The 13,048-nt window shown below is 65.6% G+C and carries 15 protein-coding genes; 3 read left to right on the plus strand and 12 right to left on the minus strand.

Going from position 1 to position 13,048, the window contains the following annotated elements; genetic code table 11:
- Positions 1-66 precede the first annotated feature (66 nt).
- Entirely contained in the window at positions 67-1,593 is a 1,527-nt protein-coding gene (gene lysS, locus KDW55_RS16120) for a lysine--tRNA ligase (protein ID WP_040144567.1), read from the plus strand.
- 346 nt (positions 1,594-1,939) lie between these two features.
- Entirely contained in the window at positions 1,940-2,665 is a 726-nt protein-coding gene (locus KDW55_RS16125; RefSeq protein ID WP_212160238.1) for a glycine zipper 2TM domain-containing protein, read from the plus strand.
- A gap of 129 nt (positions 2,666-2,794) precedes the next feature.
- Here KDW55_RS16125 and iscX read toward each other — a convergent pair whose 3' ends face one another.
- From iscX to KDW55_RS16185, 12 genes are all read right to left on the minus strand, one after another.
- Positions 2,795-3,004, minus strand: a complete 210-nt coding sequence (iscX, locus tag KDW55_RS16130; RefSeq protein ID WP_040144569.1) for a Fe-S cluster assembly protein IscX — start codon at positions 3,002-3,004, stop codon at positions 2,795-2,797.
- A gap of 44 nt (positions 3,005-3,048) precedes the next feature.
- Complete coding sequence (gene fdx, locus KDW55_RS16135) at positions 3,049-3,390, minus strand: ISC system 2Fe-2S type ferredoxin (protein WP_057925227.1); 342 nt, start codon at positions 3,388-3,390, stop codon at positions 3,049-3,051.
- A 90-nt stretch (positions 3,391-3,480) separates the two neighbouring features.
- A complete protein-coding gene (gene hscA / locus KDW55_RS16140; RefSeq protein WP_212160239.1) occupies positions 3,481-5,349 on the minus strand; it encodes a Fe-S protein assembly chaperone HscA in 1,869 nt (622 codons plus the stop codon).
- Between the two features lie 54 nt (positions 5,350-5,403).
- Positions 5,404-5,931, minus strand: coding sequence for a Fe-S protein assembly co-chaperone HscB (gene hscB, locus KDW55_RS16145; RefSeq protein WP_040144989.1), 528 nt, complete (start codon positions 5,929-5,931; stop codon positions 5,404-5,406).
- A gap of 94 nt (positions 5,932-6,025) precedes the next feature.
- Positions 6,026-6,349: an iron-sulfur cluster assembly protein IscA gene (iscA, locus tag KDW55_RS16150; RefSeq protein ID WP_011885413.1), complete on the minus strand. Its 324-nt coding sequence runs from the start codon at positions 6,347-6,349 to the stop codon at positions 6,026-6,028.
- Positions 6,350-6,498: 149 nt separating this feature from the next.
- Positions 6,499-6,906: a Fe-S cluster assembly scaffold IscU gene (iscU, locus tag KDW55_RS16155; protein ID WP_009691729.1), complete on the minus strand. Its 408-nt coding sequence runs from the start codon at positions 6,904-6,906 to the stop codon at positions 6,499-6,501.
- Between the two features lie 68 nt (positions 6,907-6,974).
- The gene (locus tag KDW55_RS16160; protein WP_059546122.1) at positions 6,975-8,198 is read right to left on the minus strand and encodes an IscS subfamily cysteine desulfurase; all 1,224 of its coding nucleotides are present in this window, start codon (positions 8,196-8,198) and stop codon (positions 6,975-6,977) included.
- 63 nt (positions 8,199-8,261) lie between these two features.
- Entirely contained in the window at positions 8,262-8,801 is a 540-nt protein-coding gene (iscR, locus tag KDW55_RS16165; protein ID WP_009691731.1) for a Fe-S cluster assembly transcriptional regulator IscR, read from the minus strand.
- A 117-nt stretch (positions 8,802-8,918) separates the two neighbouring features.
- Positions 8,919-9,401, minus strand: coding sequence for a low molecular weight protein-tyrosine-phosphatase (locus KDW55_RS16170; RefSeq protein ID WP_069241539.1), 483 nt, complete (start codon positions 9,399-9,401; stop codon positions 8,919-8,921).
- Between the two features lie 101 nt (positions 9,402-9,502).
- Entirely contained in the window at positions 9,503-9,730 is a 228-nt protein-coding gene (locus KDW55_RS16175; protein ID WP_040144574.1) for a hypothetical protein, read from the minus strand.
- Between the two features lie 126 nt (positions 9,731-9,856).
- A complete protein-coding gene (locus tag KDW55_RS16180; RefSeq protein WP_059546123.1) occupies positions 9,857-11,269 on the minus strand; it encodes a lactate utilization protein B in 1,413 nt (470 codons plus the stop codon).
- 38 nt (positions 11,270-11,307) lie between these two features.
- The gene (locus KDW55_RS16185) at positions 11,308-12,030 is read right to left on the minus strand and encodes a (Fe-S)-binding protein (protein WP_040144576.1); all 723 of its coding nucleotides are present in this window, start codon (positions 12,028-12,030) and stop codon (positions 11,308-11,310) included.
- Between the two features lie 186 nt (positions 12,031-12,216).
- Between KDW55_RS16185 and KDW55_RS16190 the strand changes: the two genes are divergently transcribed.
- Positions 12,217-13,026: an IclR family transcriptional regulator gene (locus tag KDW55_RS16190; RefSeq protein ID WP_040144577.1), complete on the plus strand. Its 810-nt coding sequence runs from the start codon at positions 12,217-12,219 to the stop codon at positions 13,024-13,026.
- Positions 13,027-13,048 lie beyond the last annotated feature (22 nt).

The raw sequence follows: 13,048 nt of genomic DNA on the forward strand, positions 1-13,048 counted from the left end.
CGCGGCCTGTCCGGTCGCGCCGCCCTCCCCGTTGCGTTGCCGCCCCCACTCCGAATTCCGACCATCATGACCGAACCGACCCAAACGCAGCCCGCCGTCGCGGCGGACGAAAACCAGATCATCGCCGAGCGCCGCGAGAAGCTGCGCGCGTTGCGCGAGCAAGGCGTCGCCTATCCGAACGACTTCCGACCGACGCATCACGCCGCCGATCTGCAGGCGAAATTCGCGGACTCGGACAAGGCCGCGCTCGAAGCGAACCCGGTCGAGGTGTCGATTGCCGGCCGCATGATGCTCAAGCGCGTGATGGGCAAGGCGAGTTTCGCGACGGTACAGGACGGTTCGGGCCAGATCCAGTTCTTCGTGACGCCGAACGACGTCGGCGCGCAAACCTACGACGCATTCAAGAAGTGGGACCTCGGCGACATCATCGCCGCCCGCGGCGTGCTGTTCCGCACCAACAAGGGCGAGCTGTCGGTCCAGTGCAAGGAGCTGCGCCTGCTGTCGAAGGCGCTGCGTCCGCTGCCTGACAAGTTCCACGGCCTCGCCGACCAGGAAATGCGCTACCGCCAGCGCTACGTCGATCTGATCGTCACGCCGGAAACGCGCGATACGTTCCGCGCGCGCACCAAGACCATCGCGTCGATCCGCAAGTTCATGGACAACGCCGACTTCATGGAAGTCGAGACGCCGATGCTGCATCCGATCCCGGGCGGCGCGGCGGCCAAGCCGTTCGTCACGCATCACAACGCGCTCGACATGCAGATGTTCCTGCGCATCGCGCCGGAGCTGTACCTGAAGCGCCTGATCGTCGGCGGTTTCGAGCGCGTGTTCGAAATCAACCGCAATTTCCGGAACGAAGGCGTGTCGCCGCGCCACAACCCGGAATTCACGATGATGGAGTTCTACGCCGCGTACACCGATTACCGCTGGCTGATGGACTTCACCGAGCAGTTGATCCGTCAGGCGGCAATCGATGCGCTCGGCACCGCGACGATCCAGTACCAAGGCCGCGAGCTCGACCTCGCGAAGCCGTTCCACCGTCTGACGATCACGCAGGCGATCCAGAAATACGCGCCGCAGTACACCGACGGCCAGCTGTCGGACGACGCGTTCCTGCGTTCCGAACTGAAGCGCCTGGGCGTCGACGTGTCGCAGCCGGCCTTCCTGAACGCCGGCATCGGCGCGCTGCAGCTCGCGCTGTTCGAAGAAACCGCCGAATCGCAGCTGTGGGAGCCGACTTACATCATCGACTACCCGGTCGAAGTGTCGCCGCTCGCGCGCGCATCGGATACGGTGCCGGGCATCACCGAGCGTTTCGAGCTGTTCATGACCGGCCGCGAGATCGCGAACGGCTTCTCGGAACTGAACGATCCGGAAGATCAGGCCGCCCGCTTCAAGAAGCAGGTCGAGCAGAAGGATGCCGGTGACGAGGAAGCGATGTACTTCGACGCCGATTACATCCGCGCGCTCGAACACGGGATGCCGCCGACGGGCGGCTGCGGGATCGGCATCGACCGTCTGGTGATGCTGCTGACCGACAGCCCAACGATCCGCGACGTGCTGCTGTTCCCGCATCTGCGCCGCGAAGACTGACGGCTGGCTGGTTGCGTGTGCGCCGCGCCCTGCGGCGCACACTACGGCTTTGTAACCGCGCGTAAATCCTGCCTGCCGGCGTCCGCCGGCGCACGATCCATCCCCGTTTATTCTCCTTGCCGCGACGCGTTGCTACGGGTTTTCCCGGTACCGGGCGTCAATCCTGCGCTGCAATTCGTTACACCTTGATACGGTGCGACGCCAGCGCGTGGACGACACTCCTGTTGCGTCACCACGCATGATCACGGGACCAGAACGAGGCGCCGGAACGCCGAGTCTGATCGCTCCCGAGCGTGGGATCCAGCCAGCGCCACCGTGCCGGGCCGGATCGACACAGGAGAAAAAAATGGACAACCAGAATCAGACCACGCCGCAAAAGCAACGCCTCCATCCGCTGATCGCGACCGCGGCCGGCGCCGTCATCGTCGCAAGCCTCGCGGCCACCGCTGCGATTACGGGCATCTTCCCCAAGGCCAGCAGCAATAACGCGGAGAACGGCCAGACCCAAGCCGCGCTGATTGCGTCGCAGCCGGCCGTCGACACGGCAGCGGCCGCGAGTGCCGCGCGCGCCGCGCAGGCTCAGCAGGAAGCAGCCGAGCGGGCTGCGCAGCAAAAGGCCGTCGCGCAAGCTGAACCGAAGCCCGCGCCGCGGTCGGCCGCCACGCACCATCGGCACACGCCGGCACCGCAACCGCCGCAATACGCGCAGCAGCCGTCCACGCCCGCGCAGCCGGCGTATTGCCAGACCTGCGGCACGATTGTCGCGATCACGCAGACGCGCACGCCCGGCCAGAGCTCGGGGATCGGCGCGGTCGGCGGCGCGGCCGCCGGCGGCCTGCTCGGCAATCAGTTCGGTCACGGCAACGGCCGCACCGCGATGACGATCATCGGCGCACTCGGCGGCGGCCTCGCGGGCAACCAGGTCGAGAAGCAGGTGCGCGCGGAAACCGACTATCAGGTGCAGGTCCAGATGGAAAGCGGTGCAACGCGCACGTTCACGTACCACAACCCGCCGCCGTTCGGTCAGGGCCAGCGCGTGCGGATCGAAAACGGCACGCTGGTCGGCGTCTGACGGATCACGAAATGCCGGGCGGTCCTTGCCCGGCACCGGCAATGAAAAAAAGGCTCGCGATGCATGCATCACGAGCCTTTTCCTTTGGCGGGCGCCATCGAGCATGTTCGCTCAGGCGCCGGACGATCGTCAGTCCTCGTCGTCGAAGTCCGATTCGTCGATCCAGTGCGCCTGAATCGCTTCGAGGATCTTCTCGCCCGAGTGAGCCGGGTCGTCGGTGAAACCGTCGAGTTCGATCACCCATTGGCGCAGATCCACGAAATTGATTCGCTGCGGATCGACGTCCGGATGCTTGTCTGCGAGCGCGATGGCGATTTCGCGCGAATCGGTCCATTTCATGGCCTGCTCTCCCGTGTACGCTGCGAGTCCGCCCCGCCCGTCCGTCAGTGGTTTTCCTTCGCGTGGTTGATCGAATACTTCGGAATCTCGACCACCAGGTCCGAATCTTCCTTCACGATCGCCTGGCACGACAGGCGCGACGTCGGCTCGAGGCCCCACGCCTTGTCGAGCAGGTCGTCTTCGTCCTCGTCGGACGGCTCGAGATCGTTGAAACCCTCGCGGATCACCACGTGGCACGTCGTGCATGCGCACGACTTCTCGCACGCGTGTTCGATCTCGATCCCGTTGTCGAGCAGATTGTCGCAAATACTCTTGCCGGGCGTCGCGTCGATCACTGCGCCGTCCGGGCACAGTTCGACGTGAGGCAGCACCACCAGTTGAGGCATGTCCGTTCCGTCAGTCAGAGTGCGGCGGCTGGCGCCGCACGGTTCAATATCGCGCGGGCCGTCATCGGCCCGCGTGCAAGTCGCTCGTTCTCAGATCTCGTCGAGGCGTCGACCCGACAATGCACGCTTGATGCTCTTGTCCATCCGGCGCGCAGCGAATTCGTCGGTGCCGTCGGCGAGCGTTTTCGTCGCCGCTTCAATTGCGTCCGCCTCCTCGCCCTGCGCGACCGTGCGCAGCGCCGCGACCAGCGTGTCGATCTGCGCGCGTTCGGCGTCGTCGAGGAGTTCGCCGTCGGCCGCGAGCGCGGCTTGCGTCGCCTCGATCATCCGCTCGGCCTCGACTTGCGCTTCGCGCAGCGCACGTGCGCGCATGTCGATTTCGGCGGTCTTGAAGCTGTCCTCAAGCATTTTCGCGATGTCGTCGTCGGCGAGGCCGTACGACGGCTTCACGACGACCGACGCTTCGACGCCCGAATGCTGCTCGCGCGCGAACACGGACAACAGGCCGTCCGCGTCGACCTGGTACGTCACGCGAATGCGCGCCGCACCGGCCGTCATCGGCGGAATGCCGCGCAGCTCGAATCGGGCGAGCGACCGGCAATCTGCAACGAGTTCACGCTCGCCCTGCACGACGTGGATTGCCATCGCGGTCTGGCCGTCCTTGAACGTCGTGAATTCCTGCGCACGCGCGATCGGAATCGTCGAATTGCGCGGAATGATCTTCTCGACGAGGCCGCCCATCGTCTCGACACCGAGCGACAGCGGAATCACGTCGAGCAACAGCCAGTCGTCGCCGCTGCCGCGATTGCCCGCGAGCAGGTCCGCCTGGATCGCCGCGCCGAGCGCGACGACCTGATCGGGATCGAGATTGACGAGCGGCGGCTGGCCGAAATATTTCGCGACCGCATCGCGGATCACCGGCATGCGCGTCGCGCCGCCGACGAGGACGACACCCTTGATGTCGGCCGGCGTCACCTGCGCATCGCGCAGCGCCTTGCGGGTCGGCGTCAGCGTGCGCTGCACGAGCGGCTCGACGAGCGACGCGAACGTGTCGTGCGAAATCGTCTGCACGAGATGTGCGCCGTTCGACAGCGTCACGTCGAGCGACGCGTCGGGCGCGGACGACAGCGCCTCCTTCAGCATGCGCACGCGATCGAGCAGCAGGCGCACGTCCTCCGGCGCGAGCGCCTTCGCGTCGAGACCGGCCTGCGCGAGCACGTGGTTGAACAAGGCGTGGTCGAAATCGTCACCGCCGAGCGCGGAATCGCCGCCCGCGGCCAGCACTTCGAACACGCCCTTCGTCAGCTTCAGGATCGACAGGTCGAACGTGCCGCCGCCAAGGTCGTACACCGCGTACAGGCCTTCGGCCGCGTTGTCGAGACCGTACGCGATCGCGGCTGCCGTCGGTTCGTTCAGCAGGCGGAGCACGTTCAGGCCCGCGAGACGCGCGGCGTCTTTCGTCGCCTGGCGCTGCGCATCGTCGAAATACGCGGGCACCGTGATCACCGCGCCGACCAGCTCGTCGCCGAGCGTGTCTTCCGCACGATGACGCAGCGTCGCGAGAATCTCGGCCGACACTTCGACCGGACTCTTCACACCGTCGATCGTGCGGATCTGCACCATGCCCGGCGCGTCGACGAATTCGTACGGCGCGTTCGCGGCGCCTTCGACTTCGGCCTTGCCGCGGCCCATGAAGCGCTTGACCGACACGATCGTGTTGCGCGGATCGGTCGCCGCCTGCTCCTTCGCGTCGTAGCCGATACGGCGGCCGCCCCTCTCCAGATAACGGACCACCGACGGCAGCAGCACGCGGCCCGCTTCGTCCGGCAGCACTTCGGGCACGCTGTTGCGCACGGCCGCGACCAGCGAATTCGTCGTGCCGAGATCGATGCCGACAGCGAGTCGCCGCTGATGCGGCGCCGGCGCCATGCCCGGTTCGGAAATTTGCAGTAAAGCCATCTTGGTTCGTTCGGGCGCTCGGCCCGTTTGCTGCGCGTGCCGCGAGGCACGCGGTTAAGTTTCGAGACGTTCGATCTGCGCGCCCACCTCCGACGCGACCCGTTCGATGAACATCAGCTGGCGCACGGCCTCGGCGGCGGCCTGGTCCGCACCGCTGTCGAGCAGCGTGCCGAGGCGCTCGAGACGCACGCGCTTTTCGTCGCGCAGCTCTGCGAGCAGCGCATCGAGCGCGTCGACGTTGCGGGCCGCCGCGGCATCCTCGATGCCCTCGCGCCACTCCATCTGCTGCATCAGGAACGCCGGCTCCATCGCGGTGTTGTTTTCCGCGCCGATGTCGACGCCGCGCAGCGACAGCAGGTAGGTTGCGCGCTTCAGCGGATCGCGCAGCGTGCGGTACGCCTCGTTCGCGCGCGTCGCCCATTGCATCGCAATACGCTTTTGCGCGTCGCCGGCCGCCGCGAAGCGGTCCGGGTGCACCTGCGTCTGCACCGTGCGGTACGCGTTGTCGAGCGCCGCCTCGTCAAGCGCGAATTGCGCCGGCAGGTGAAACAGATCGAAGTGGCTGTCTTTCAGCGAAACCATCGTCGCGTTCAATTCCGGTTCGTCGCGCGGCAAACGCCGCACATTAAAAAGGCGGCCCGTGCCGCCTCTTGCCCGCATCGCGCGGAAGCCCGCATCACACGCGGAACGATTCGCCGCAGCCGCACTCGTCCTTCACGTTGGGGTTGTTGAACTTGAACCCTTCGTTCAGGCCTTCGCGGGCGAAATCGAGCTCGGTGCCGTCGATGTACGCAAGGCTTTTCGGATCGACGACGACCTTCACGCCATGGCTCTCGAACACCTGATCCTCGGGGGCCAGCTCGTCGACATACTCGAGCTTGTACGCGAGCCCCGAGCACCCGGTCGTGCGAACGCCAAGCCGCAGGCCCACACCCTTGCCGCGACGGACGAGGTACTTCTGGACGTGCTGTGCTGCTTTTTCGGTCAGTGTAATTGCCATGATGTCCTTGCCGCAGCGTGCCGCAGGAGCCCGCCGCGTTCCCTTCCAAGCGCCCCCACAAACCCGTCGCTTCGCGCCGGACCTCCCCCGAGGGGGTCAATGAAACTTGGGGCGACCCGGCGTATTATCGAGAAACCGCTCGATGCCGGTCAGGCCGCTGCCTGATCGCCTTCCTTGGTGTCGTGGCGCTTCTTGTAGTCGGCCACGGCTGCCTTGATCGCGTCTTCCGCGAGAATCGAGCAGTGAATCTTCACCGGCGGCAGCGCAAGCTCCTCGGCGATCTGCGTGTTCTTGATCGACAGCGCCTCGTCGAGCGTCTTGCCCTTCACCCATTCGGTCACGAGCGAGCTCGACGCGATGGCGGAACCGCAGCCGTACGTCTTGAACTTCGCGTCTTCGATCACACCGTCCGCGCCGACGCGGATCTGCAGCTTCATCACGTCGCCGCAGGCCGGCGCGCCGACCATGCCCGTGCCGACCGCGTCGTCGTCTTTCGCGAACGAACCGACGTTACGCGGGTTTTCGTAGTGATCCAGAACCTTGTTGCTGTATGACATGACTCAGACTCCTTGACTCGTTACGTCTGCGTGCGCAAATCCGCCCGCGAATGTATTCAATGCGGTGTTCAGTGTGCGGCCCATTCGATCGTCGACAGATCGATGCCTTCCTGGTGCATTTCCCAGAGCGGCGACAGTTCGCGCAGCTTCGCGATCTTGCTGTTCAGCAGTTCGATCACGAAGTCGACTTCCTGCTCGGTCGTGAAGCGGCCGACGGTAAAGCGGATCGAGCTGTGCGCGAGTTCGTCGTTGCGGCCCAGCGCGCGCAGCACGTACGACGGCTCCAGCGACGCCGACGTGCATGCGGAGCCCGACGACACTGCGACGTCCTTGATCGCCATGATCAGCGACTCGCCTTCGACGAAGTTGAAGCTGATGTTCAGGTTGTGCGGGACACGGTGCTCCATGTCCCCGTTCACGTACGTTTCCTCGATCTGCGACAGCCCGCGCAGCAGCTTGTCGCGCAGCATGCGGATACGCTCGTTCTCGGTCGCCATTTCTTCGCGTGCGATGCGGAACGCCTCGCCCATGCCGACGATCTGGTGCGTCGGCAGCGTGCCCGAACGCATTCCGCGCTCGTGGCCGCCGCCGTGCATCTGCGCTTCGATGCGCACGCGCGGCTTGCGGCGCACGTACAGCGCGCCGATGCCCTTCGGGCCGTACGTCTTGTGCGCCGAGAACGACATCAGGTCGACCTTCAGCTTCGCGAGGTCGATCTCGACCTTGCCGGTCGCCTGCGCGGCGTCGACGTGGAACACGATGCCCTTCTCGCGGCAGATCTCACCGATCGTTTCGATGTCCTGGATCACGCCGATCTCGTTGTTCACGTGCATCACCGACACGAGGATCGTGTCCGGGCGCAGCGCGGCCTTGAACACGTCGAGATCGATCAGGCCGTCTTCCTTCACGTCGAGATAGGTGACTTCGAAGCCGTCGCGCTCGAGCTCGCGGCAGGTGTCGAGCACGGCCTTGTGCTCGGTTTTCACCGTGATGATGTGCTTGCCCTTGCCCTTGTAGAAGTTCGCGGCACCCTTGATTGCGAGGTTGTCCGATTCCGTTGCGCCGGACGTCCAGATGATTTCGCGCGGATCCGCATTCACAAGCGCAGCCACCTGTTCGCGCGCTTCCTCGACCGCGCGTTCGGCATCCCAGCCGTACGCGTGGCTGCGCGATGCCGGGTTGCCGAACTGCTCGCGCAGGTACGGCACCATCTTGTCGACCACCCGCGGATCGACCGGCGTCGTCGCGCTGTAATCCATGTAGATGGGCAGGTGGAGAGTCTCTTGGGTCATCTGTCGCTCCGGGGATTCTGTGCAGGGACTATGTGCGTTATGGGGTGTACGGCGCGTTCGCGTTCACGAACTCGCGATGTTGAACACCGAATTGGGGCCGAGCGGCATCGTGCGCACGGGTTCGGCCGGCGCCGCGACGGGCTCCGGCGTGCGCCGGTCGCGCAGCACCGCCGGTGCGCCCTCGCGAGCACGCTGCTGATCGACGAGATCCTGCAGCGATACCGAATCGAGGTATTCGACCATTTTCTGGTTCAGGGTCGACCACAGCTCGTGCGTCATGCAATGGCCGTCGGGCTGCTTCGAGCCGTCGCACGTGCCTTTGCCGCCGCACTGCGTGGCGTCGAGCGGCTCATCGACTGCGATGATGATGTCGGCAACGGTGACGTCCTGCGCGCGGCGCGCGAGGTTGTAACCGCCGCCCGGGCCGCGCACGGATTCGACGATTTCATGCCTGCGCAGCTTGCCGAACAGCTGTTCGAGATACGAGAGCGAAATCCGCTGGCGCTGGCTGATGCCTGCAAGCGTCACCGGGCCCTGCTCCTGGCGCAGTGCCAAGTCGATCATCGCCGTGACGGCGAAACGGCCTTTGGTGGTGAGTCTCATGGTGTCTAGGGGACTGCAATCTTGACGATTTTGGTCAAGTATAAATATTTGACGTTTTTAGTCAAGTATCCATGTCTACGGCAGGGTATTCGCAATGCGCTGAATACCGTGCCGCGATCAGCGTGCCGCGCGGCTGCGCAGCGTCTCCAGCAGGCCCGCGCACGCGCGCTCGACCTGATCGAGCACCTGCTCGAAACCCTGCGCACCGCCGAAATAAGGATCGGCGACTTCGGTCTCGGCCGCGCCCGGCGCGAACTCCATCAGCAGACGCAACTTGTCGCGATGCTCGGCCGGGCAGCGCCGGCGCAGCTCGGCGAGGTTTGCTTCATCCATCGCCAGCAGCAGGTCGAACCGCTCGAAATCCGCCGCGCTCACCTGTCGCGCCCGCAACGCCGACAAGTCATAGCCACGCGTGCGTGCAGCGGCCTGCGCGCGCGTGTCGGGCGGCTCGCCGACGTGCCAGTCGCCGGTGCCCGCCGAATCGATCGCGATCCGGTCGGCCAGCCCGGCCGCGTCCACCTGATGACGCATCACGCCTTCTGCGGTGGGCGAACGGCAGATATTGCCGAGACAGACGAAACAGATCGCAACGCGGGTCATCGCTCTATCGGAAAGGGGCGGCGAACCGCGACGGAGAACAACACGCCATTATACAAAGGCGTCCGGAATCGCGTCGCCGCGCAAAGCGACGGCCGCGTGCATTACAGCGCCTTCGGTGCAGCGAGCACGACATCGCCGGAAGCGGCCGGCAACGGCGTCGCCGCGTCGCCGACGAGCCCGAACGACACCGCGCGCGCCAGTTCGGCCGATGCCTGATGCACGGCGATCGGGCCACGCGACGGCGCATCGCCGATCGCGTGCAGATAAGCGGCCGCGGCGAGCGGGACGACGATTGCCAGCGGCCAGTACATCGATATTGTCTTTCTCATGATGCGGCTCCTTGACCTCATTCCCCGAAGCCACTTTCGGGGACTACAAGCCACATTCTATAGACCGCATCTATCAGGATAAATATGTAAATAGCGAACGCTCTGTTGCCGCTCGATGAACAGTCGTCAGCCGAGGTGAGTTTGCGATGCTGCGTACAGTTCGCGGAACGTGCGGCCGGTCGGGGTCGGCATGTCGCGCGTGTCCATCCACCCGCCCATCATCGGCAGGCGCCGCAGCGTGCCTCCGCTGCCGCCGAGCCGCTCGAGAATCCGCACCGCGAGTTTGGTCGTCAGCGCGTAGAGCATCGGCCGGCGCGCGAAAAAGCCCCAGGCCGCAAGCGCGGCCCGTTCGCGCCACGGCCGCAGGTGCCGCTCGACCTGCTTCTCGCGCAGCGTGCGCAGCAGGTGCGACAGCGGGATCCCGGCCGGGCACACGCTGTCGCACTCGCCGCACAGCGTCGCGGCCTGCGGCAGGTCGAGCGCGCGATCGACGCCGACGTAACTGGGCGTCAACACCGATCCCATCGGGCCCGGATAGACCCATCCGTATGCGTGGCCGCCGACCTTCTGGTACACGGGGCAATGGTTCATGCACGCGCCGCAGCGGATGCAGCGCAGCATCTCCTGGAACTCGCCGCCGAGCAGGCCCGTGCGGCCGCCGTCGACGAGCACCACGTAGTTGTGCTCGGGCCCGTCTTCGTCGCCCGGGCCGCGCGGGCCGGTGAGGAGCGAAAAGTAGTTCGACGTCTTCTGTCCGGTCGCGGAGCGCGGCAGCAGGCGCATCGCGGTCGCGAGATCCTCGAGCGTCGGCAGCACCTTCTCGATGCCCGTCACGGCGACATGCACGCGCGGCATCACCGTGCACATCCCTTCGTTACCTTCGTTCGTGACGATCGCAACCGAGCCCGTCTCGGCGATGACGAAGTTGCCGCCCGTCACGCCCATGTCGGCCGACAGAAAATGCGGACGCAGCACCTCGCGCGCCTCGCGCGTCATGTCCGGAATCTCGGTCAGCCGCTCGCGCTGGTGCGTGCGCGCGAACAGGTCGGCGATCTCGTCCTTGTCCTTGTGGACGACGGGCGCAATGATGTGGCTCGGCGGCTCGTTGTCGTTGATCTGCAGAATGTATTCGCCGAGGTCCGTCTCGATCGACTGCACGCCCATTTCGGCCAGCACCGCGTTCAGGCGCATTTCCTCCGAGACCATCGACTTCGTCTTGATGACCTTCTTCACGTCGTGGCGCCGAGCGATATCGGCGACGAGCCGCGCGGCATCCGCCGTCGTTTCCGCATACAGCACCGTCGTGCCGCGCCGCGTCGCCTCGCGCTCGAAAGCGTCGAGCCATACGTCGAGGTTTTCCAGCGCACGATTGCGGCGCGCCTTGAGCGCGGCGCGCGTCGCCGGGAAGTCGATCGCCGTCATCGCGTCCGCACGTGCTGACACGAACTTCGTCGACAGTTTCTTCAGGTTCTGCTGCAGACGCTGGTCGGCGAGCTTCTGGCCGGCACGCGCCTTGAAATGCATCGATTGGACTTGCATCGCGGTATCGGGAGAAATGTGAGCGGAACCGGGCGTCGTCAAACGTCGCCCGCCAGGACCTGCGCAACGTGCAGCACGCGTGTGTCGCGGTCGCCGATGCGGCGCAACCGCCCTTCGATGTTCAGCATGCAGCCGAGGTCGCCGAGCACGACTGCACCCGCGCCGGACGCGCGCACGTTCGCGCATTTTTCGTCGGCGATTGCCGCCGAAATGCCGCCGTACTTCACCGCGAACGTGCCGCCGAAGCCGCAGCAGTGCTCGCAGTCCTTCATCTCGGTGACGGCAACGCCGCGCTGCGCCAGCAGCGCGCGCGGCTGCGCCTTCACGCCGAGCTCCCGCAGGCCGGAGCAGGAATCGTGATACGTGACGGGGCCGGCGAATTCGCCGGGCGGCAGCGTGACCTTTGCAACGTTCGCGAGGAAATCGGTGAGTTCGTAGACCTTCTGCTGGAACCGCACATAGCGCCCCATCAGTTCGGGGTCGTCGCGGAACAGGTCGCCGTAGTGCGCGCGGATCATGCCGCCGCACGAACCCGACGGCGCGACGACGTAATCGAATTGCTCGAACTCGCGCAGCGTCTTTTCGGCGAGGTCGCGTGCGAGCGCGCGGTCGCCCGAGTTGTAGGCCGGCTGGCCGCAGCAGGTTTGCGCGGGCGGCACGAATACCTCGTAGCCGGCATCGCGAATCAGTTTCAGCGCCGAAAAGCCGATTTCCGGACGCATCAGGTCGACCAGGCAGGTGACGAACAAACCGACTCGCATATGCGCTCCTTCGAGAAAACGGCCCTCATTATCCGCCGTTTGGCCGGCGGGACCAACGCCGGCGCGTGTACAACCGCCGACAGCCATCCCAAGCGAGGACTTCCTCGAACGGCGTTCGCTTTTTTCACAATACGAGATACAATCGTCGCAACACCGCTTGACGCGTCAACCGATTCTCCCCCCGACATGAGCCAACCCGCCCCGGATTCCAAAACATCGATCCAGGTGATCGAACGCATGATGCGGCTGCTGGACGCGCTCGCCGCGCACAGCGACCCCGTCAGCCTGAAGGAACTTGCGCAGCGCACGGATCTCCATCCGTCGACCGCGCACCGCATCCTCAACGACATGGTGACGTGCCGCCTCGTCGACCGCTCCGATCCCGGCACCTACCGGCTCGGCATGCGGCTGCTCGAGCTCGGCAACCTCGTGAAGGCGCGCCTGTCGGTGCGCGACGCAGCGTTGATGCCGATGCGCGAACTGCACCGCCTCACCGGGCAGACGGTGAATCTGTCGGTGCGCCAGGGCGACGAAATCGTCTATATCGAACGCGCTTATTCGGAGCGTTCGGGGATGCAGGTTGTCCGCGCGATCGGCGGACGTGCGCCGCTGCACCTGACGTCGGTCGGCAAGCTGTTTCTCGCGGCCGACGAAACGGCGCGCGTGCGTGCGTATGCGACGCGCACCGGGCTGTCCGGACATACCCAGAACAGCATCACCGACATCGCGAAGCTCGAGCGCGAACTGACGATCGTGCGCCAGCAATCGTGTGCACGCGACAACGAGGAGCTGGAGCTCGGCGTGCGCTGCATCGCCGCCGGCATCTACGACGACTCGGGCAAGCTCGTCGCGGGCCTGTCGCTGTCGGCGCCGGCCGACCGGCTGCAGGACGCATGGCTCGGCCAGCTGAGCCGCACCGCACTGACCATCTCGGAATCGCTCGGCTACCGCCCCGCCCCCGAAAAAGACACGGAAGGGCTGCAACGGCACGCGTGAGCCGCGCGTTCGCTGTTCACCA

Source organism: Burkholderia sp. AU19243 (assembly GCF_018148075.1).
GTDB classification, from domain to species: domain Bacteria; phylum Pseudomonadota; class Gammaproteobacteria; order Burkholderiales; family Burkholderiaceae; genus Burkholderia; species Burkholderia latens_A.

Bases quoted from the DNA above. Each gene is read 5' to 3' on its own strand.
- KDW55_RS16125 (WP_212160238.1), top strand. From the start codon at position 1,940: ATGGACAACCAGAATCAGACCACGCCGCAAAAGCAACGCCTCCATCCG.
- iscU (WP_009691729.1), bottom strand. From the start codon at position 6,906: ATGTCATACAGCAACAAGGTTCTGGATCACTACGAAAACCCGCGTAAC.
- iscA (WP_011885413.1), bottom strand. From the start codon at position 6,349: ATGGCAATTACACTGACCGAAAAAGCAGCACAGCACGTCCAGAAGTAC.
- iscX (WP_040144569.1), bottom strand. From the start codon at position 3,004: ATGAAATGGACCGATTCGCGCGAAATCGCCATCGCGCTCGCAGACAAG.
- KDW55_RS16185 (WP_040144576.1), bottom strand. From the start codon at position 12,030: ATGCGAGTCGGTTTGTTCGTCACCTGCCTGGTCGACCTGATGCGTCCG.
- lysS (WP_040144567.1), top strand. From the start codon at position 67: ATGACCGAACCGACCCAAACGCAGCCCGCCGTCGCGGCGGACGAAAAC.
- hscA (WP_212160239.1), bottom strand. From the start codon at position 5,349: ATGGCTTTACTGCAAATTTCCGAACCGGGCATGGCGCCGGCGCCGCAT.
- KDW55_RS16190 (WP_040144577.1), top strand. From the start codon at position 12,217: ATGAGCCAACCCGCCCCGGATTCCAAAACATCGATCCAGGTGATCGAA.
- hscB (WP_040144989.1), bottom strand. From the start codon at position 5,931: ATGGTTTCGCTGAAAGACAGCCACTTCGATCTGTTTCACCTGCCGGCG.
- KDW55_RS16175 (WP_040144574.1), bottom strand. From the start codon at position 9,730: ATGAGAAAGACAATATCGATGTACTGGCCGCTGGCAATCGTCGTCCCG.
- KDW55_RS16170 (WP_069241539.1), bottom strand. From the start codon at position 9,401: ATGACCCGCGTTGCGATCTGTTTCGTCTGTCTCGGCAATATCTGCCGT.
- KDW55_RS16160 (WP_059546122.1), bottom strand. From the start codon at position 8,198: ATGACCCAAGAGACTCTCCACCTGCCCATCTACATGGATTACAGCGCG.
- iscR (WP_009691731.1), bottom strand. From the start codon at position 8,801: ATGAGACTCACCACCAAAGGCCGTTTCGCCGTCACGGCGATGATCGAC.
- fdx (WP_057925227.1), bottom strand. From the start codon at position 3,390: ATGCCTCAACTGGTGGTGCTGCCTCACGTCGAACTGTGCCCGGACGGC.
- KDW55_RS16180 (WP_059546123.1), bottom strand. From the start codon at position 11,269: ATGCAAGTCCAATCGATGCATTTCAAGGCGCGTGCCGGCCAGAAGCTC.